The 20,645-nt window shown below is 36.3% G+C and carries 12 protein-coding genes and 3 pseudogenes; 7 read left to right on the top strand and 8 right to left on the bottom strand.

Annotated elements, in window-relative coordinates; genetic code table 11:
* Nucleotides 1-209 precede the first annotated feature (209 nt).
* Nucleotides 210-1,472: pseudogene (locus B176_RS19790) on the top strand (alkaline phosphatase family protein); the annotation flags it as partial.
* Between the two features lie 74 nt (nucleotides 1,473-1,546).
* Here the strand turns inward: B176_RS19790 and B176_RS19785 are convergent.
* A pseudogene (locus B176_RS19785) lies at nucleotides 1,547-2,483 on the bottom strand (DUF4372 domain-containing protein).
* A gap of 675 nt (nucleotides 2,484-3,158) precedes the next feature.
* Here B176_RS19785 and B176_RS21055 point away from each other — a divergent pair.
* From B176_RS21055 to B176_RS0115975, 6 genes and pseudogenes are all read left to right on the top strand, one after another.
* Nucleotides 3,159-3,317, top strand: coding sequence for a hypothetical protein (locus tag B176_RS21055; RefSeq protein WP_017259843.1), 159 nt, complete (start codon nucleotides 3,159-3,161; stop codon nucleotides 3,315-3,317).
* Nucleotides 3,314-3,586 (top strand): sugar-binding domain-containing protein, encoded by a 273-nt coding sequence (locus B176_RS21625; RefSeq protein ID WP_017259842.1) that lies wholly within the window; start codon nucleotides 3,314-3,316, stop codon nucleotides 3,584-3,586. The genes B176_RS21055 and B176_RS21625 overlap by 4 nt, the downstream gene beginning before the upstream one ends.
* A gap of 123 nt (nucleotides 3,587-3,709) precedes the next feature.
* A complete protein-coding gene (locus B176_RS0115995) occupies nucleotides 3,710-5,824 on the top strand; it encodes a sulfatase-like hydrolase/transferase (RefSeq protein WP_017259841.1) in 2,115 nt (704 codons plus the stop codon).
* Nucleotides 5,825-5,940: 116 nt separating this feature from the next.
* Entirely contained in the window at nucleotides 5,941-7,362 is a 1,422-nt protein-coding gene (locus B176_RS0115990) for a sulfatase (RefSeq protein ID WP_017259840.1), read from the top strand.
* Nucleotides 7,363-8,304: 942 nt separating this feature from the next.
* Nucleotides 8,305-8,520 (top strand): annotated as a pseudogene (locus B176_RS21620) (helix-turn-helix domain-containing protein); the annotation flags it as partial.
* Between the two features lie 101 nt (nucleotides 8,521-8,621).
* Nucleotides 8,622-8,810, top strand: coding sequence for a hypothetical protein (locus B176_RS0115975; protein WP_154648005.1), 189 nt, complete (start codon nucleotides 8,622-8,624; stop codon nucleotides 8,808-8,810).
* Nucleotides 8,811-8,915: 105 nt separating this feature from the next.
* Here the strand turns inward: B176_RS0115975 and B176_RS0115970 are convergent, their stop codons facing one another.
* From B176_RS0115970 to B176_RS0115935, 7 genes are all read right to left on the bottom strand, one after another.
* Nucleotides 8,916-11,063 (bottom strand): glycoside hydrolase family 31 protein, encoded by a 2,148-nt coding sequence (locus B176_RS0115970; RefSeq protein WP_017259836.1) that lies wholly within the window; start codon nucleotides 11,061-11,063, stop codon nucleotides 8,916-8,918.
* 356 nt (nucleotides 11,064-11,419) lie between these two features.
* A complete protein-coding gene (locus B176_RS19780) occupies nucleotides 11,420-12,256 on the bottom strand; it encodes a heparin lyase I family protein (RefSeq protein WP_017259835.1) in 837 nt (278 codons plus the stop codon).
* A gap of 422 nt (nucleotides 12,257-12,678) precedes the next feature.
* Nucleotides 12,679-15,174, bottom strand: a complete 2,496-nt coding sequence (locus tag B176_RS0115960; RefSeq protein ID WP_017259834.1) for a polysaccharide lyase family 8 super-sandwich domain-containing protein — start codon at nucleotides 15,172-15,174, stop codon at nucleotides 12,679-12,681.
* Between the two features lie 369 nt (nucleotides 15,175-15,543).
* A complete protein-coding gene (locus tag B176_RS21135) occupies nucleotides 15,544-15,705 on the bottom strand; it encodes a hypothetical protein (RefSeq protein WP_193372311.1) in 162 nt (53 codons plus the stop codon).
* A 237-nt stretch (nucleotides 15,706-15,942) separates the two neighbouring features.
* Complete coding sequence (locus tag B176_RS0115950; protein ID WP_017259832.1) at nucleotides 15,943-17,103, bottom strand: T9SS type A sorting domain-containing protein; 1,161 nt, start codon at nucleotides 17,101-17,103, stop codon at nucleotides 15,943-15,945.
* 143 nt (nucleotides 17,104-17,246) lie between these two features.
* Entirely contained in the window at nucleotides 17,247-17,885 is a 639-nt protein-coding gene (locus tag B176_RS0115945) for a hypothetical protein (protein WP_017259831.1), read from the bottom strand.
* A 557-nt stretch (nucleotides 17,886-18,442) separates the two neighbouring features.
* Nucleotides 18,443-19,645 (bottom strand): glycoside hydrolase family 88 protein, encoded by a 1,203-nt coding sequence (locus B176_RS0115935; RefSeq protein WP_017259829.1) that lies wholly within the window; start codon nucleotides 19,643-19,645, stop codon nucleotides 18,443-18,445.
* Nucleotides 19,646-20,645 lie beyond the last annotated feature (1,000 nt).

Raw genomic sequence — 20,645 nt, 5'->3', positions numbered from 1 at the left:
ATTTTTATCCGGTTCTTACCGAGGTTAATCCCTTAACTTAATGACATTGGGATACCTGTACGTTTAACAATGTATGGGTATTTCTTTTTAGGTATAGTTCCAAAATATGCTAAGCAATCTCCACAAAGTTTAAAAAATACTGAATGAATTGAGGCTTTTATATCAGAAGCTGGAAGTGAAAAAATTAAAGTTCTAAAAAATTTATTGAAATGAAAATAGTAAGAATTCTTATCCTCTTAGTGCTTTTTTCTCCGTTTTATTCATCGGCACAAAAAGTCATCAAGCCTGTATTGGGCAATAATTTCAATAATGTTACGGCCCGACCAAAATTGGTGGTTGGTATAGTTGTAGACCAAATGCGCTGGGGTTATTTATATCGCTATGCGAATAGGTACGGTTTAGGCGGGTTCAATAGATTATTGAACGAAGGGTTTACTTGCGAAAACACGCATATACCTTACGTACCAACGGTAACAGCAGCAGGTCATACGGGAATTTACACTGGTTCGGTTCCTGCAATCCACGGAATTGCATCTAATAATTTCATCATTCAGGCAACTGGTAAATCAATGTATTGTACTGGAGACAGCACCGTGAAAACAGTAGGGGGTAGTTCCAAAGCTGGCGAAATGTCACCTGCAAATTTACTATCGACCACCATTACTGATGAACTCAAACTGGCTACAAACTTTCAGTCGAAAGTTATTGGAACTGCCTTAAAAGATCGTGGTGGCATTTTACCAGCAGGTCATACCGCAAATGCAGCTTATTGGTTTGATGATGCGAGTGGGAACTGGATTAGCAGTACTTACTATATGAATGCTTTACCAACTTGGGTAAATGATTTTAACAGTCAAAAGCTTCCCGAAAAATATATTAAGCAAGATTGGAATACCTTATACCCAATTGAAACTTACAGCCAAAGCACTGCTGATGATAATTTATATGAAGGGAAACTCAGCGGAGAGAAAGCTCCTGTTTTTCCACATTATCTGTCCAAAATGTTTAAAGGAAATTTTGGTATAATAAGAACAAGCCCTTACGGAAATCAGTTAACGCTTGATTTTGCCAAAGAAGTGTTAAAAAATGAGCAGATGGGCAAAGGTTCAAGTACAGATTTTTTAACCCTTAGTTTTTCCTCTACAGACTATGTTGGCCATAAATATGGCGTTAATGCTATAGAAACCGAAGATGTTTATTTAAGGTTAGATAAAAACTTAGCGGACTTATTCGACACCTTAGATGTCACTGTTGGTAAAGGACAATACACCGTTTTTCTTTCTGCAGATCATGGCGCTGCGCACAACCCAACATTTTTAAAAGATCGTAAAATCCCATCTGGATTATGGCCAACTTCATCTATATTGAAAGATCTAAATTTAGCATTAGAAAATGAGTTTAAACAAGCAAGAATTGTGTTAAGCTTTGGCAGTTATCAGGTAAGTTTTAACAATAAATTAATTGAAAACCAATAGTGTCCTAAACGTTTAGGAATAGGATAAAAAACACGTGTTGTTAATGAATATGTGGGTATACTTATGGTATTTCAGAAAAGAACCCCTTGAACAACTTGTTTATCTTTCAGCTCATCGGGTTCTTCAAAAGGCCTATCGAGCCAGTTCTGTAGATTTATCTTTACAAATATGTTAAGCCTGATAAAGGCAATAAGGTTTGAAAGTTGCCAGCCATACTTTGCCATAGCCTTAAGCGCTTTAAGGATGAGGATGGTGATCAGGGCTGTCCATATCTGTATCATGACGGCATTTTCTGTAGTTCCTATAAAGGATTTGATATGCAGGTTCTGTTTTATTTCTCTAAAAAAGATTTCAATCTGCCATCTACTTTTATAAAGTTCACTAATGGTGTTTGCTGTCCAAGACATCTGATTGGTAATGATTTCTATGGTCTGTTCATTTTTATCATCCCAAACAGCTACCCGTCTCAATCTTTTGGGATAGTTTTTCTTTGATGCCATTGGTAATATTTACATACGCAGGCAGGTTGCCATCATAATCGAGCGAAGTGTGCAGTTTGACCGCTCCTTTGGCTGTTTTGTACTTTGCCCAATCAAACAAGGACAGGCACAGGCTGATTGTGGTAGCATCTAAAAGAAAGATCTTGGACTTGATCCTAAACTTTACCTGCTTAAACCCTGCCTGCTGTCCCAGACTTTTCAACAATATGAAATAATACGATTTGAAGATGTTGAAATCCCTGTGCTTGTTCTGATAGCTCACGCTGGATCTAGAGGGTGCTTTCCGGATGCCCAGATGATTGAGATTGCCTGTAGCCGAACGCAGACCGTTACTGATGTCGCGTACAGACTGGCTTTTGGCGAACTGGCAGAACAACATGGATACCAGATGAGTCCAACTAGTATACCCCTTGCTGTGCTTATCTGAACCGCTGGCTATTACTAGCTTGTTGAACTTTGAGCGGTCAAGTTTTGAGATGATCTGGGAGAATAGTGTTACATTTACCATTGAGAAAGGGTTTGTTTTTGTGCACCTCAAAGGTAACGATGAGTTAAAACTTTCCTTTCTCTTTTTTTAATCGTTTAGGACGCAATTGGTGTTAAAACTAATTTTATTAAATAAATTATCTAGGTTAATTTATCGAAATATATTAACAGAGTTCTGAACATATTCATAAAATACAATTCTTTGAATAAATGACCTTATAGCCCCCGTTTTTTGATTAGCTAAACCTCAAAAATATAATTAATAACCTTAATCTTTGAATTCACTAAAAATGTCTGTCAAATACAATTTACAATAAATACATTCCAGAAATAAATTAAAGTTTGTCATAATTCTATTCTCATTATTTGTGATACAATTTATACGATTTTGCTTATTTAGGTTGTGTAAATTGATTATAATTAGGTACTTCTTATTTCCAAATGATTATTAACTCAAAAAAAAGCATCGTCTGTCTTAAAATTTTTATATGCATTGTTAATTCTAACATTATTTATCAATATAACTTACGCTCAAAGAATTAGAGCTTCAATTGAACTAGAAAATGATTGGTTTTTTAAAAACGAAGACACAAAAGATGGTGTATCAATTAAAATAGATGAAAAAAGTTGAAAAAAAATCACTGATCCGCATGAATGGGCAAATAGTCAGCCATTCAACAAGAAAATTGATGTTCAATTGGCAAAGTTACTGAAGGATGGAGAAAACATTGAAGCTGAAAGAACAGGTAGAATTGGTGGTTTGCCATATCAAGGGTTAGCCTGGTACAGAAAACACTTGAAATTTGAATCCAACGAAAAGTTCAAAAGTACTAGTTTAGAGTTTGATGGGCTATGAGCCATGCTGAAATTTATCTTAATAATCAATTTGTTGGAGAATGGACTTATGGGTACTCCTCTTTCAGTTTTGATATTACTAAATTCATCAATTGGGGTGGCAACAATGTATTAGCGGTTCGTCTAGAAAATTTCTCAGAATCTGCCTGTTGGTGTCCAGGAGCAGTATTATATAGAAAAGTTTGTCTTGTTTCAACAAATCCTATTCACATTAAACATTGCGGTACATTTATCAGCACTACTATTGTGAATTCTAAAAAAAAATGTTAATAAATCGAATAAAGCCATATTTTGGCAGCAAAATATTCGGAAAAAATTAAGGAGTTGGATGCGCTATTAGAAAACATCCAAAATGTTCCAAATACCCGTGTAAATTAATTTAAGGTCTTAATTATGAAATCCTATAATATCAAATCATTGCCGTTTATCTTATTAATGGCAATGTGTACTCAGTTTTCTGTTGCGCAAAAAAAAGCAGTGGCTTCTAAAAAGCAACCAAATATCATTTTTATTTTAACCGATGACTTAGGTTACGGGGATGTTGGTGTGTTTTTTCAAAATTTAAGAAAAGAAAAAGACGAGAGAGAAGAGCCTTACCATTTAACTCCGATGTTGGATAAAATGGCAAAAGAGGGTGCTATGTTTACCAATCAATATGCAGCAGCACCAGTTTGTGCGCCTTCCAGAGCTTCACTTCTATCGGGTTTAAGCCAAGGACATGCAAATGTGCGGGATAACCAATTTGATAGAGCTTTAGCTGATAATTATACTTTAGGCAACGTAATGCAGTTATCTGGATATAAAACTGCAACAATTGGCAAATGGGGTTTACAAGGAAATAAGAAGTATGATGTTCTAGATGAAAAATGGCCAGCACATCCTTTGAAAAGAGGATTCGATTATTATATGGGCTACATCAGCCACGGAGATGGACATGAGCATTATCCTAAGGAAGGACCAAGCAAACAACACAACGGAGGGCCAAAGAAAGTTTACGAAGGCTATAAGGAAATTAGTGAGCAGTTGGATAAATGCTATACTGGCGATTTGTTTACTGCAGTTGCGAAAAAGTGGATTGTAGAAAATAGCGGAAAAACGGACAAACCGTTCTTTATGTATTTAGCCTATGATACACCACACGCAGTATTGGAGCTCCCAACTCAAGCTTATCCTGCAGGTGGAGGGTTAACGGGGGGCTTGCAATGGCTAGATAAACCAGGGCACATGATAAATACTGCTAGTGGGAAAATTGATTCGTGGATTCACCCAGACTATATTAATAAGACTTATGACAATGATAACAATCCGAAAACTCCTGAGGTTGAATGGCCAAATGTTTATAAGCGTTATGCAACGGCAGTTAGGCGAATTGACGATCAAGTGGGAGATTTATTAAAAGTGCTTGCAGATTTAAAAATTGATGACAATACATTAGTTGTATTTACTTCTGATAATGGACCTTCTATAGAATCGTATCTAAAAGAACCTTACCGGGCCGATTTTTTCAACAGTTTTGGTCCATTTGATGGTGTTAAAAGAGATGTGTTAGAAGGAGGTATGCGTATGCCTACAATTGCAAGATGGCCAAGTAAAATTCCGGCAGAACAAGTAATTGCTAAGCCAAGTATGATGTACGATTGGTTGCCAACATTTACTGCAATGGCAGGCTTACCTGCTCCGGCAAATTCAGATGGCGTTTCTTTATTACCTATCTTAACAAAGCAGGGCAAGCAAGATACAAGTTTGGTTTATAGTGAGTATTTTGAAGGAGGTAGAAGCCCTAATTATGAAGAATTTGCTAAAAACAACCGAGTAAAATCTCGTAAGCAAATGCAGATGCTAAGGGTTGGCGATTTGGTAGGCTTGCGTTATGATATAAAAAGTGCATCAGATGATTTTGAAATTTATGATGTGACAAAAGATCCGCATCAAACTAAAAACTTAGCGACGTCTCCAGAAATGCAATCTTTACAGAATTATATGAAGGAGCGTGTTTTACAGATACGTAGGTCAGATAGTACTGCGCAAAGACCATATGATACAGCAGCAATACCTTCAGTAAATATTGTTAAACCGCAAAAAGGTGTCAATTGGGAAAGTTTTGAAAATCACTACAAATGGTTACCTAATGTAAGTCACTTAAATGCTGTTGATAAAGGAAGTTTAAAAGCGATTGATGTAGAAAGCGTTAAGAGTAAGAAAGATTTGATTTATGTATTTGAAGGCTATATTTATGTGCCATCAGATGGAAAGTATAATTTTCATGTTAGCACATCAACGAAAGCATTTGTACGTATTCATAATGCTTCAGTTATTGATGCGGATTATGGGTATCAGGCTAATACAACAAAAGCAAACAGCTTAATTTTAAAGAGTGGGTATCACCCGATAAAGATTTACTATAGTTATAAAGTAAACAGTGAAAATAAATTAGACATTAAGTGGGGAAATGCGTCTTCTAATAAACATCAAACATTATCAAACGACTTATTTATCGATAAAAATTAAATAAAAACTTTCCGGAGAAATTTTTAAATGTTTTTATTTATTAGCCCTCTGACAATGAAAGTAAGTGTAAACAATAGATATTTTAATTTAAATTCAATTATTTAAAAAAACTACCGATGAAGAAACTTATTGTAGTATTGATGCTTTGTTCTGCACTGACGGCAGTGTATGCACAAAATAAGAGGCCCAATATTGTGGTGATATTTGCCGATGATTTAGGCTACAAAGACTGCGGTTATACCGGAAGTTCTTTTATAGAAACCCCAAACATAGATGCTTTGGCTAAAGCAGGGATGGTTTTTGACAATGCGTATGCTGGAGCTGGGAACTGCGCCCCAAGCAGAGCCTGCTTAATTAGCGGACTATATACTCCCCGCCACGGTGTTTATGCGGTAGGTAGCTCCACCCGTGGGCCAATTGAGAAGATGGAGGTTGTAACGGTGCAAAATACCAGTAACCTTGCTTCCTCCTTCGTAACTGTTGCGGAGGCACTAAAAGCCGAGGGCTATAACACCGCTATATTCGGAAAGTGGCATTTGGGCACTAAACCCGAAACTAGCCCATTGGTGCAGGGCTTTGATGTTTATATAGATGCTAGAAAATCTAATCCGAATAAAAAATGGGGCATTCCAGAAGATCCAAAAGGGATGTTTACCTTAACAAATGAGGCTATCAAATACATGACAGCGCATAAAGATGACAACAAGCCATTTTTTGCCTATTTGGCGCATCACGCTATCCATGGCAACCACGAAGCTAAGCCTGCAACACTTAAAAAGTATGAAGCAAAAGGACTGGACAAAAAAACAGCGTTATACGCAGGCTGTACCACAGATTTTGATGAAACCGTAGGTATGGTGGTCGAGTTTTTAAAGGAATCGGGTTTAGATAAAAATACTTTAGTACTCTTTACCAGTGATAACGGCGCAACAGACGAATCTCCGCAAGAGCCTTTAAGAGGAAACAAAGGTTCATATTATGAAGGTGGCATCCGCGAGCCTTTTGTGGCTTATTGGCCAAACAAAATTAAAGCAGGTACAATCAACCACACACCTATCATCAATTTAGACTATTATCCAACTTTTGTGGCTTTAGCGGGCGGCACACCCAGGCAATTAGACGGAGAAAACTTGATGCCATTATTTACCGATAAAAGCAAAACCACTAGCCGTAAAGCTATATTCTGGCATTTCCCTGGATATTTGAATAAACCAGTAATCCGTGGGCGAGATAAAATTTTCCGTTCGACACCAGTATCAGTAATCCGTAAAGGCGATTGGAAATTGATGCTGTATTACGAAGAATGGATCAATAATGGGGGAATCAAAAATATAGCTAATAATAATGCGATAGAGTTGTACAATTTAAAAGGTGATATTGGAGAAAGAAACAATTTGGCCAGTAAAAACCCTAAAATGAGGGATGAGCTTTTAAAAGATTTGCTGACTTGGTTAAAGGATACTAAGGCGCCTCTTCCTACAAAGATTACTGCAACAAATAAACCTATGCAGGGTAGCGTAAGCGACGATGATGAATAAGGTAAAATTTATGACCTCCTCTTCATTGCCAGTAGAATGTGGTTTTCCTCCAATATTTGGACACATTAATTAAAATCTCTTTTGAGTTTCAATATGCCAGTTTAAGGTGCCACATTCTAATATATTTAGACGATTATAATTACAAAAATGAACAAATATGAGCATTGCTTTTCCTAAAAACAGGTTCAGACGTAACGTGATGATTGATTCACCACCTAAGATTGACGATAAGCAAAAGAAAGAACTGGGTATAGACTAAGACACAAAACATCTAGTGCGCCATTTATTCAAAATTCAATTTTCTTAGCTTACTTTCAAACTTAATTTTTAACATAAATATGATGTTTCGTTAAATATTTGAAGCAAATGCATCTTAAATCCACATAAATACAATTCCGTCAAAGTCTAAACTAGAAGAATTTAGGCTTTTTAAAATTTCCAGAATGAAGGAGGTGGTTAAGTCTACCAAACCTCATAATCATGCAGTTTATTTTGAACTTATTTTTTTGAGCAAAGGCTCTGGAATTCATAGTATTGATGATGTTTTTTATCTGATAAAAGCTCCAGACATATTTTTTTGCGTCCAAATTAAACCCATTGTTGGGATTTTTCTAGCATTCCTAAGGGTTACGTTTTATTGTTTAAAGAAGAAATATTTGAGAGCAAACCTATCAGAGATCTCCCTTATAAAATGCCTGCCCATTTACCTCTCAAACAAGATGACTTTATTGAAACTATATTAAATAGACTTACCACCATAAAAGGGGATATAAGTATAGTTGCATGCTACATAAACGTCTTAATTCACCATATTTTAGAAGATGTAAGCATTTTTGATGTTAAAATTGAAAGTGTTTTGTTTGAATACCGGAAAAGGTTGATGAAATTTTAAAACGAACAAATTGGTGAATGATTATGCCGAAAAATTAAAATGTTACCACTCAAAAGCTTAACCAAATAAGCAAAAAGACAGTGGGATTAACAGCACAGGATCTTATCAGACAAAGGGTTTTTATAGAAGCTAAAGTTTTGCTTACCCATAGTACAAAAACTATAAATGAGATTGCTGCCGAGCTGAATTTTTCTGATACCTCTCACTTCAATAAGTTTTTTACAACTTCCGCTAAAATTGCCCCGGGCAATACAGGAAATTATTGAGCACATAAAACAGACAATAGAAACAATTAATTGTATAATATTTATAAAACCCAAAAATAATACATTTGAAACTTACGAAGCTATAACCCTAAATGTTTAAAATGGAAACGATTTTTTTATTTTTGCTGAGCTTTTTCTCTTTGCAAATCTTTGCCCAAAACGTCTCTATCGAAGGTGTTGCTTTTGATAAATTAGCTGGTGGGTCCTTAGAATTTTCTAGCGTATCATTATACAGTGCAACTAACGCAACACTTTTAAGCGGACAAATTGCAGATCAACGAAAAATTTAGTTTTTAAAAATTAAGTGTATTAAAGTTAATAATTCGAATTAAGGGTTGAAAGACGAAACTTAAGAATGCGACAGGATATTGGCCGGAATTTGCTTCCGCAAGTTTCTACTTCGTCATCATGGTAAAAGTAATAGTTGCAAAGGAATTAGGTTTCCCTTTCTCAGACTTGGCAATATTCCCTACAATTTTATCAGCCTTTCTATTCACACTGATCGTTCTAAAACTATAAGCGCCTTTTTCATAATTAAAGGTTTCTCCATCATCATCATACAATTGGTAAGTTCCCGGTTTGGTACCGTAATATCTGATTTCCAAATTCACTTTTTCTTCTGCTTTTGGTGCATGCAATAATGGTGGCATCATGGGCACAATTCCCCCGTCTTTCACAAAAACCGGAATGATATCCAAGCCTGGTGTTACATTAATTACTTCGCCGTCTCCAGCAAGTTTTCCGGTATAAAAATCAAACCATTTGCCTTTAGGTAACACTACCTTACGAGAAGTTTGACCGGTAAACATTGGCGCTACCAACAAATTTTCTCCGGCCATATATTGGTCTTTGATTTCTTTAGAAGCGGCTTCTGCGTAAGGGTTTTCTTGCAGGTTTACATTTTTTTGTTCCTGACTAACTACTTCCTGATTAAAGCCTGGCTCTAAATTCATAGCCCTAAACGGTGGAATTCCTTCAAAATGATATTTAGCAAATTCTGAATACCAATAAGGCATCATTTTCATCCGCAACAATGCAAATTCTTTAACTTGTTTTTCCACTTCGGGGTAAGTCCAAGGTTTGGTACCGGTTGACCATGCATTAATCATAGCCATTGGAGAAAAAACGTTGGATTGGAAGCGCCGTAACCATTCTTCGGCAGTTTTAGAAGCCCTCACCTCTGGTGTCCATAATACGCCAGCAAAACCGCTATTAATTAAGGCCGTAATAAAATCTTCATGGTTATAATAATCGTTATAAAGCACATAAGGTAAGGCAGAAGCTCCTCCGTTTGATGCCCGAACCAAACCGTAGGTTCTTTGGTTGCGTTCTTTAAATAAATCGGCAGTATAACGCATGGCTAACAAACCGTAGGTCTGTCTCATTTGCTCGGCACTATGCCCTGATGGAAACTTGGTTACATCTGGCCACAAATAATAATCGTAACCATCCACTTCGTCTATTTTATAACCGCTTACGCCCATGTCTACTTGGTCTGTTTTTAGCTGATTGAAAAATGGCTTACGGGCTTCGGACATAGTAAAATCTGGAATTACACCCAACCAAACCGTATGCGAAGCAGTATAAGGCAAAATCTCTTTATAAAAAGGTGCATCTGGCGAAACATAAGGGTTAATCCATAAATTAAGTCTAACTCCTTTTTGTTTCATATTTTCAACAAAAGCTGGAGGATTTGGGAAACGGTTTTTATCCCAAGAAAAAGTACCCGGATAAGCTTTACTTTGCCAACCCGGTTCTAAACCAATAAAATCTAAGGGATAGCCTTTTTGCTTAAAATTCTCCACTTCGGTTTCTACATCTTGTTCTGTAGAGCGGGTCATGACGCGTTGGGTAAAACCCAAACCCCATCGTGGAGGCAATACACCACCGCCGTTCATTAAGTTATATCTTTTAACCGCATCTAAAGCAGTTGGACCTCCGAACACGTAAATTTCTGCACCTTCTGCAGGAACTAACATTTCTACCGCATCAGAATATGGACGAGACGACCATTTTTTATCGGTATTTCTGTCTTTCGGCGTGGGGAAGTTCGGACTGTCTTTTCTAACGCCCGTACCAGCCCAAACCTTAATATACTCTGCCGAATTGATAAATACACCATAACCATTTGAGGAAACGTAAAACGGCACTGGAGCGTGTGTACGTCCGTTATCTTTACCGCCGTAATGGTCAACATGCAGTTCTAAAATTTTCCCTCTTTGGTAAACCGTCTGAAAATTAAGCCCAAATCCGAACAGTTGCTCTTGCCGTTGCAATGGAAACCTTAAGTAAGTTTTCCCGTTTTCTACCCTAAATTCAATCTCTGATTTTTGTAATGGAAATGCTGCCGAGCCTAATTTTTCAAGTGCTTGTTGATTAGGTTTAGCCCCCGCCGCAGTTAATAAATTATAATCGCCAGGTTTTCCAACTACGGTTTTCCATACTCCAGGTTCTACTTCCTTCCACTCGGTGGTTTGTGCAATTGCGCAGAGCTGAAGCCCTAATAAAGGAGCGATAAAGAATAGCAAGCGTAATTTTTTCATAATTTTAAAGTGTTATTAAGTTAAAAGCTAAAAGTTTTATTGTTCTGCGCTGTAATTTGAAAGGTGTCTTTTTTTGAAGATGGCAGAAGCGCTAATTCAAATTATTGAAAATGATTTGGTAAAACTCTTTTTATTAAACTTTTAGCTGGTGTTAAATCTGACTGGTTTTGTGCATAACAACTCCCCACGAGCAAAATTAATATTGTTAGTCCTGTTTTAATTGGTTTCGTCATTATGATTGGGGTAAGAATGGGGCTTTTGCTTATATTTTATTTTTTAATTTCTTTAAGCTCAGTTACTAGGCTGAGCTTTATATTGGGATATTTAAATTTCAGAGTCATAAGTCGGAGTAGCTTTTATTTGTTTGTTTGCAGAGGGAGTTTGATGATTCTAATATCATCATGATAAGCAATGCGGGTAATATTTTTGGGCGTTATATATAAACCCCATTTAATATATCCATGCTGCCCTGAATTGCCACTGGCATAATAGCTGTGATAATTTGTTTTATCATCTACCAGAACGTAGTCGAGTTGCTCCGGTAGTTTCATATAGGTTTTCATATATCCTGTATTGTCATCTTTCCATAACACATCTATTCGGAAGTGGATCCATTTATTTACGTAAGATCGTACATCCTCTATAACAGTAACATTGGGTTTTTTATTGGCAACAGAAAACCGTAATAACATCGAATTTCTTTTCGTTCTTATTTGAAGTGGCACTTCCCCATTGGTAAGCTTTAGTTGGAAAATATTGGTTTCAGGGGCAGGGTCTACGTTGTTCCATGGGCTCCAGTCCTTTAATAGGACGCTAAATTCATAACGGCGTTCATTTCCCGGGAGAAAGCGGGCGCCAGGAGCTTCGCTGGCATCACTCTCACTTCTAAAACTATTACTGGACCAGTAGCCTTGGTCGCCATCTACAACTTTATGTGCCACTGCATATTCCCCACTGGCGGCCTCTGTCACCATGTAAGCGGCATCCGGTGCTGTTGCATGTGTAGAGTTTACGCCAGTAATACCCGAATTAGTAGTGCCATTCTCGTAGGTTACATTAAGTAATGTGTCATTCTCAATAACTGTTATTGGTGGATTTATTCCCTTATCCGGATCTAACTTAGTTTTCTTTTGTTTACTGCAGGCAGCTATTAAAAATAAAACTCCAATAATTAAATACTTTTGTGTTTTCATTTTCTTATAAATTTAATCCTCTTAATTTAAATTAATATTCATTGTTGTCCGGTAAACCCGGTATTTAGTTTTATTTGTTAGTCCAATTGATTTAGGGGGCCGTTTGTATAATTTTATTCCATTTAATTTTTTCAAAATATCCCATATTCACGCTTGTAATTATAAAAAATATAGAAGTTAGAAAGATTAATTCGAGTATCACTTTGACACAAAATTTAAAACCGGAAAGACAAATTTAGAAGTCTTAAATGAGCCCTCTAAATTTGTCTAAAATGCTTTCATTTTTGGTTAGTCACAATTAAATAGAGCTGTTGCTGATGGAATTCCTACAAAATATAGGACTAATTTTATCAAGCCGCTTTTTTATTTAACTGGTCATTCAATTAGCTGGTTCGGTACCACTGATCCAAATCTAGTTAGTCTTATTTTAATTTTTCAACTAAGTCAACCTGAATAGTTTTTCCGTCGAAACAATTAAACTCAATAACAGTGGTTGCTCCTTTTGAAATAACTTTTGCATCAGATGGCGTTGAACCGGACGCTAAACTCCAGCTTCCTTTTAACGTAAGTCGTACGGGTTGAACCGTACTTTTTGCATGCCATAATTCTTTTGTAATAACGTCGTTATATTGTTTGAATTCTGTTGTTCTCCCCAACTCAGGGTTAGCAACAGACAGTTTTATTTGATCTCCTTTTTCTCGGCCAACCATGGCAAAGCAAGGTTTTGTGGCACTAAGAATCAGTCCATCCGCTAAAGAAGTGTTTTCTTTCCTAATAGCGTATCCTGTAATATTTTTTGGTTGGTAGCTTACAATATGAGCGACACTATCCTGTTGCTCAATTTTAAAGAGCTTACTAAAATCACTTTTAAGCGTTTTTGCTCCTTGTGTTCGACCGTTTACTTTGATTACATATTGGTACGAACTATTTTTTGGGTTGGCACCATGAATAATCCGAGCGGTCTCAAAATCACCCGATGCAGTTTTTTTACCAGATTGTTGTGGCTCTGTCTGTGTTGTTCTTTCAATTAAGATTTCGTCTGATGTTTTAACGTAATAGGCGTGTCCCATAACATCAACATAGCTTGCGACTTTGCCACCATCATTTTTGATTTTGGTATTTAAGCTGCTTATCTTTTTATCGTTAAAATAAGAAACACTGTTTTCTTTATTGATGGACAGTTGAGCTAAAGTAGTTTGAACCAATTGCTTGTCATTTACCGCGGTAATATTGCTACCTATGGCAACCAAATAATCATCAAAAAAGAAAACACTCTTGTCTGCTTTTAAACTACTATAAGGATCCATGTAGTTCATTCCGCTTACACCAAAACTGCCGTTTAGGTTAGTTCCTCCTAAAAAGCTTTCGGGGATAAAACTACGGGTTTTACGAGTCTTTACTTTTTCACTAGGTAAGTCAAAAGTGGTGGCTCCTGGCAATCTTGTCCAGTTCCAACCATCAATACCATAACCACTTGCCACGGTTGATATTGGATTTCCGCTTGCTAAAATACTCAACACTCCAGCACTAGCGTAACGGCCGTAGATATTTTCCCCTGAACCAGATTCATAATCCCAAATGTACTTGCTAATACCTTTCCAGGATACGAGCCATTCGTGTTGACGGTAGATGGTTAATCCTCCGTTAGGAAAATACCAATAGCCATTTGGTGCCTTTTCGCTAGCAATATTTTGATGAGCGGTATTAATGGCTAATTCAAGAGCACCTAAGGAACCATGATATGTAATACCACCATCAACATCGTCTAAAAAAGATTTAAACTTATGTTCTTTCGGATCCCAAAGTCTCATAAATGCCGACTTTAATTCCTGTTGTAAAGGATTATCTTTATTAGCTACATATAAGAAATAAGGCATATTATTAAGTAAGCCTCCCAAACTTGTTGGGAACCTTCCGTTTGAAGCTCTGGGTGCATCATATTTATTAGAATAAATACGTGTGGTTAAAATTGCTTTTGAAAGATTTTCTATCGCCTTTTCTCCAACCTCATAGCTCGAGCCTTTTAAAAGATAAGTCATTAGCGATGCCGTGTGCAAAGCCCCGGGAGCATAAGCAGACAGATAAGCACCTTTATGGTGATAACCTAAATAGTCGGACTTGATAAAATCGGCCCAACCATTTGAAATTTGTAAAGCCTTATTGAAAAGTTTTTGTAAAAAAAGCATTTCCGTTTTCCTAGATGGACTGTCTTTTGGTAAGCTTAGCACATAACAAAGTCTGGTATTGAACATCGCTCTAACGCCGTCGCTGTTGTAACCTGTTTCTTCCCAAAGTAAAGGGAAATCTGAGGCTGTGCCAGCAGAATTGGATATCCAGTCTAACATCTCAATTTCAGTAGCAAACATACCTTTTGCTGATAGTTCGGTTTTCATTAAATAAACCGAAAGACCATAAGGCAAAACATTGTTCCCCATAGATCCACCAAAACCTATAACGCCGGTTTTTTTGTAGGAATCTAACTTGCCGTAACCCAAATCTAACCCTTTTTTCCATCCTTTTTTATGGAGGTATTGAAATACTGAGGTAATTTTCTTCAGCGTATTGGGATTCTTATAGTCTGGGTTCGGATTTGAAAGATCGCCTGGCAACTGATATCCTAAGGAGAGCGGGAACAAGATATTTCGCAATACACCCCTCACTTCTCCTTGACCGTTTTTACCGGTTAGTACGTAGGCATCAGTCGAGTAGAAGTTGAAACTATCATAGGTTTTATGAGCTTTATCTACATAGCCCAATATTGCCTTATACCTTTCTTTAATTAAAGGATTCGAATAGTCAACTTGAGCAGAGCCCAAAATCCACGACATGTACTTATTAGAGATGTCATCAATATCATCAGCTTTGGCTAATGAGAAGTTTAGCGTTGCAATTAGGAGCAGAATTATCGTTTTTTTCATTTATTGGTCAGTGTTGTTTGTAAATCCTCATAAATCTATTAGCACTCAAATAGCTTTAAACTTTAGGTGTAAAACGCTAAAAATTTTCAGACTAAGCTTTTGAATAGGCTTAAGAATATAATTGTACAATATTGGTTAATAATTAGTTTATCGAAAATAGGCTTTCGAGAGTTTACAGGGTTTTGATATTCGGTAAAATGCTTTCAGTTTTGAGTAATTTGAATTAAAAATCAGTTCAAAAACAGTAAAATCTTTTTAATACAATTTGAAGAGGGTTCCGCTCATAAAGTTAGCTAAGGGTTTCGAAAATAGGTATAAGAAAAAGCTCAAGTTTATAATTAATAAGCTTAAGTTGTTAAGACATAAAAACTATTTTATCTTTTGCGAGTAGTTAGATAAGTTGTACTCAACTGGCACCGTACTACCCACCAACTCGGTAAATCCCGAATTTAAATAAAACTTATAGCTAGGTTTTCCTTTAAACAAATTGGTATAATCAAGTTGAATAGCTTCTGGCTTTTTAATCCCCACGCTCACCCATTCGCCACCAATAACCTGGTTAAGTTCAGCAGAATCACCCCGTACATCTACCCTAACCTGTAATGGAATTAACTTTTTGCTTTAAGCGTTATTAAGCGACGCTAGCGAAACATAAAAGGCAGAAAGCAGTGAGATCTTTATTATTTCCATGGGATATTTAATGAATTAAACTCAATATATATTTAAAAGCAATCGGCTTAATATTAAACCGATTGCTTCTATTTTTTATTATTTAACGATAAACTTTTTAACATCGTTTAATCCAGCACCTTGTATATTTAAGATGTAAACCCCTTTAGTAAGCACTGCAGGTATTGTAATTGTATTTGCTCCTTTAACAATCTGTACGTTGCTACTAGCTGCTTTTTGGCCATTAGCATTAACCACTGTTATACTTACGTTGTTTAAATTTAACGCACTGTTTATGTTAACATTTACAGATGATGAATTTGCATAAACGCTAAGGTCGTTACTGCTAAATGAGATAGAAACTGCTTTTGGACCATATATTTTAAAATCACCATTATTGTCTACTTGTTTCAATTGGTAATAATTGGTTCCTGCAACAGCGCCTTTATCTGTAAAGCTGTATGTGTTTTTTGCGCTTGAATTGTTGTTACCTTTTACTTCGCCAATGGTTGTAAAAGTTTGCCCGTCTGTTGAGTGTTGAACTTCAAAACCTTTATTATTTTGTTCTGATGCTGTTGACCAGTTTAGTTCTACTGCACCGTTTACAGATTTGGCTGTGAAATCAGTAAGTGTTACGGGTAAAACTGCATCATCACTAAAAATGATATAGTCAACCTCTACATCACCTGTGTAGGCTAATCTAGAAAGTATATTAAACCTAATTTCAATTTGCTTTTGGCCTCGCCACTCTGTTGCGTCAGGAGTAGTCCCTTTTGTCAGATCAAGAGTTATGGTAGTAAAGGTAGTAGTAGGATAAGGAGGTGTAACGCCTTCAACAGCATTAGCGGAATTATTATGATTCACGAATTCGTCAGCAGTACCGGGGGGTGTGAATTTTTTGAAGACAGCCCTAATTTCATTTGCTTGCCCATCGGGAAGATTTCTAAATCGTAGATGTAGATACCTGTTTTTATGTGCAACACCATCACCCGCCTGAATATAAAATTTTGTAGCGTCCAATTTAATATTTGGTTGTTTCTGTTGTCCATCGTTCTTAGCTATCAAAAACCCTGGGTTTGTAGCGAAATCAGGTGTTACTCCTGAACCTGCTACCCATCCATCAGTGGCATTGTCTAGATTAAATACACTTTTTGCCGTTTGCGCATTTACGGCAACTGAAACGCCTAGTAATAGGATTACAAGGTTGATTTTTTTCACAACATTACGTCTGAAATCGATGAGTAAAAGTCTTTTTTTCATAATTTTTGATTTTAAATAATTGGATAAATTTATATAGCTAATATAGCAGTGATCAACTAAAGCGGGTTTTGATTTTAGTTAATTCTGTTTCGTTTTTGTTGAATCCTAATCTTTGTACCGGAAATTCTCGTTTATGGAATTGTCTAAGGTTGCTGTGTTACGGGTAAAACTTTATCATCACTAAAAATGATATAGTCAACCTCAACATCACCTGTGTAGGCTGCTCTAGTAAGTATATTAAACCTAATGTCAATTTTCTTTTGGCCTTTCCATTCTGTTGCGGCAGGAGTAGCCCCTTCTGCCATATCAAGAGTTATGGTAGTAAAGGTAGTAGTAGGATAAGGAGGCGTAACGCCACCAACAGCATTAGCGGAATTATTATGATTCACGAATTTGTCAGCATTGGCGTCTGAGGATTTTTTGAAGACAACCCTAATTTCATTTGCTTGTCCACCGGGAAGGTTTCTAAATCGTAGATGTAGATACCTGTTTTTATGTGTAACACCATCACCAGCCTGAATATAAAATTTTGCAGCGTCCAATTTAACACTTGGTTGTTTGTGTTTTCCATCGTTCTTAGCTATCAAAAAACCTGGGTTTGTAGCGAAATCAACTTTCATTCCTGCTCCCCTTAACCATCCATCAGTGGCATTGTCTAGATTAAATACACTTTTTGCCGTTTGCGCATTTACGGCAACTGAAACGCCTAGTAATAGGATTACAAGGTTGATTTTTTTCATAACATTACGTCTGAAATCGATGAGTAAAAGTCTTTTTTTCATAATTTTTGATTTTAAATAATTGGATAAATTTTTATAGGTTTAATGTAGCAATGATAAACTAAAGCGGGTTTTGATTTTAGTTAATTCTGTTTCGCTTTTGTTGAATCCTAATCTTTGTACCGAAACCCTCGTTTATGGAATTGTCTAAGGTTGCTGCCTAGTGTGGGTGAGGTACAGCACCTGAAAATTCCCTACCGGAATTGGGCTTGAAATTTTATACTTTACTTTTCCTGCTTAATAGGTAATGGTGTGTATACCGCTATTCATTAAAAGTTCTCTTTTTGCTAGCCACCAAACTTTTAACTTTTCCTAAACCTGGCGACTCCAAATTAATGGCATCAAAGCTTTCTTTAGTAAGATCACTTTTTGCAACTGCGCTGGATAAAAATGGCAGCAGTAAAAAAATCAAACTATAAATTATTTAGGTTTCATGGTTTTATTAATTAGTGTTATTTAAACGTGTGTGGCTAGACTGAGAAGAATCGAAGTCTGTGCGAACCCTTCGACTCCACTCAGGGTGACATTTCGGCTCTTCTCGGGTTTAACCGTTTTACGCGTTAATTGATTGTTTTTAAATCAATATTTTTTAAGTTAGCGTATCTTAGTAAAGCTTCTAAGTAATAATAGTCTGCGTAGTTTAAAGGTGTGTTAACTTCAGAGTTATACAACAAAGCTCCTACGCTGTGCTTTAATAAAAAATAATTATTTGTGTTTGGTGCCGCCAAATATTCTGGTGACGATAAGGATTTCAACATAAACTCGGCATAATCGAAATACTTTTGACCATCCTTTACTTCCTTGCTTAAGTCTAACAAAGCAGAAGCTATTACTGCCCCAGCAGAAGCATCTTTCGCAGCCCTTTCCCCGTTGTTATGTACATTGTAATCCCAGTACGGTATTTTGTCAACATCTGTGTTTGGATGGTTCATAATAAAAGACGCAATCTGTACGGCAAAATCTAAAAATATTTTATTTTTAGTCTCTTTGTACGACATTACGTAGCCATATAAACCCCATGCTTGTCCTCTAGCCCACGCTGATTCATCGGTTAAACCTTGATAAGTTCCTTTAGAAATTGCTCTTCCAGAAAGCGTATCATAATCTATTACGTGATATGAGCTGATATCTTCTCTGAAATGATTCTTCATTGTGGTAATGGCATGCTGTTCGGCCACCTTAGCAAACTCCGGCTTCTTAAATTTATCAGCCGACCAAAATAAAAACTCCAAGTTCATCATATTGTCAATAATCACTGGATATTGCCATTTTCCAAAATCCCAAGATCTTATTGCACCAACTGTTGGATTAAATCTGTTAGCCAAGTTTTGCGCACCGTTTTTTAAAGGTGGTAGATAAATTTTATCATTCGTTAATCTGTAGCCGTTGCCATAAGAACAATAAAGCATAAAACCAAGGTCATGATTATCTGTAACATATTGTACAGAATCTAAAGCTAAAGTGAACTTTCTGGCATCGGCTTTAAGTTTGTTATCTCCGGACATTTCATAGCCGTACCATAAGCTTCCAGGAAAAAAACCGGTTGTCCAATCGTTGTTATTCGTTAATCTCACCTTTCCTGTCGGGTAAACAGATCTTGGGTTTAACCCAGGCGTATAAGTATCTCCAGCTTTTTTTAACTGTTGGACAATAGTCACTTTAGCGTTTTTCAACCAATTTAAGTTTTGTTGAGCTTTTAGATGGGTACTTATACCAAGTATAATAAGTACACAACCAATAAGTAGACTCGTGATTTTCTTCATATCAATTTTTGTTTATAATTTTTTGGTGTAAGGTAGTATAGTATAGATTATAGCCATTTAAGTATTATCTAAATTCGTTTAGGTTTTGTTGAAAATGAATTTTACCTTTTAAATCGGATAAATAATCAATTGATTAACAAGGCCTTTAAAGGGTCGTATAAAATAGAACATGGAGGTGGTTTTAAAGAGTGATCAACTGGAAATGCGCTAAAAAATCTCAAGGAGGTTCCATCTTCATTGTTAGACTACCTCATAGAGCTAGGACTGCATGTGAAAATCTACAAAAGCAAAATCCCCGATTCTTGCGAACCGTGGATTGAGATAATCATTTTAAAAATTTAAAAATGGATTTTACCACGCAAAGTTTTGGTTAAACTGCGGCATTAAATCCATATTTCGCTGTGGGATTCGTAACAAATCATGTTTACGCTTAGTAGTATAACCTGGCGTTGCTACAATATAATTCTGAGAACCCGGACTTACCCACCACAATCTAAGTTTTGAGCAGTAGTTTTTACAGTTTCACAGTAAATTCCCCAAGGTAGCAAACGGAAATAAGCTAGAAGTTAAAGTAACCGTTGATAGAAAATCTCATAAATTAAAATACCGTTTACATTAAAAAACACCAGTATTCTCAGTTTACAACAAAACGGTATAAGCCCAAATAGCATAATATTTAATTACCGATGATAAAAAACAAGTTAAAAATTCATTAAACATAGCGAAGCCTGTTTTAATGGATAAAAGTATTTTAATACTATTGGCGAATTAAGCGTAGGAAATATGCTTGGAGAAAAAGCTCACAACAACGTTTTAAAACGTAATCAGTACCGTAGGAGAACGGGGTTACCACTTTAGGTTAAATAATACAATTGCGCAAACATGCTATTCTATAACAGTGCTAAAGCTGTTATAGGATAGCATTCAACCAAATCGAAAGGAATTTAAACAATTCCAAAAGCTGAAACCAGCTACCTTAGCTAATTTCACGTTCCAATTA

The sequence above is a fragment of the Pedobacter arcticus A12 genome (genome assembly GCF_000302595.1).
Taxonomy (GTDB): domain Bacteria; phylum Bacteroidota; class Bacteroidia; order Sphingobacteriales; family Sphingobacteriaceae; genus Pseudopedobacter; species Pseudopedobacter arcticus.
This window is presented reverse-complemented; position numbering and strand designations above follow the sequence as displayed.

What these genes read in the sequence shown, in the direction of transcription:
- B176_RS21625 (WP_017259842.1), top strand. Translation starts at nt 3,314, where the DNA reads ATGAGCCATGCTGAAATTTATCTTAATAATCAATTTGTTGGAGAATGG.
- B176_RS0115995 (WP_017259841.1), top strand. Translation starts at nt 3,710, where the DNA reads ATGAAATCCTATAATATCAAATCATTGCCGTTTATCTTATTAATGGCA.
- B176_RS0115990 (WP_017259840.1), top strand. Translation starts at nt 5,941, where the DNA reads ATGAAGAAACTTATTGTAGTATTGATGCTTTGTTCTGCACTGACGGCA.
- B176_RS0115975 (WP_154648005.1), top strand. Translation starts at nt 8,622, where the DNA reads ATGGAAACGATTTTTTTATTTTTGCTGAGCTTTTTCTCTTTGCAAATC.
- B176_RS0115970 (WP_017259836.1), bottom strand. Translation starts at nt 11,063, where the DNA reads ATGAAAAAATTACGCTTGCTATTCTTTATCGCTCCTTTATTAGGGCTT.
- B176_RS19780 (WP_017259835.1), bottom strand. Translation starts at nt 12,256, where the DNA reads ATGAAAACACAAAAGTATTTAATTATTGGAGTTTTATTTTTAATAGCT.
- B176_RS0115960 (WP_017259834.1), bottom strand. Translation starts at nt 15,174, where the DNA reads ATGAAAAAAACGATAATTCTGCTCCTAATTGCAACGCTAAACTTCTCA.
- B176_RS0115950 (WP_017259832.1), bottom strand. Translation starts at nt 17,103, where the DNA reads ATGAAAAAAAGACTTTTACTCATCGATTTCAGACGTAATGTTGTGAAA.
- B176_RS0115945 (WP_017259831.1), bottom strand. Translation starts at nt 17,885, where the DNA reads ATGAAAAAAAGACTTTTACTCATCGATTTCAGACGTAATGTTATGAAA.
- B176_RS0115935 (WP_017259829.1), bottom strand. Translation starts at nt 19,645, where the DNA reads ATGAAGAAAATCACGAGTCTACTTATTGGTTGTGTACTTATTATACTT.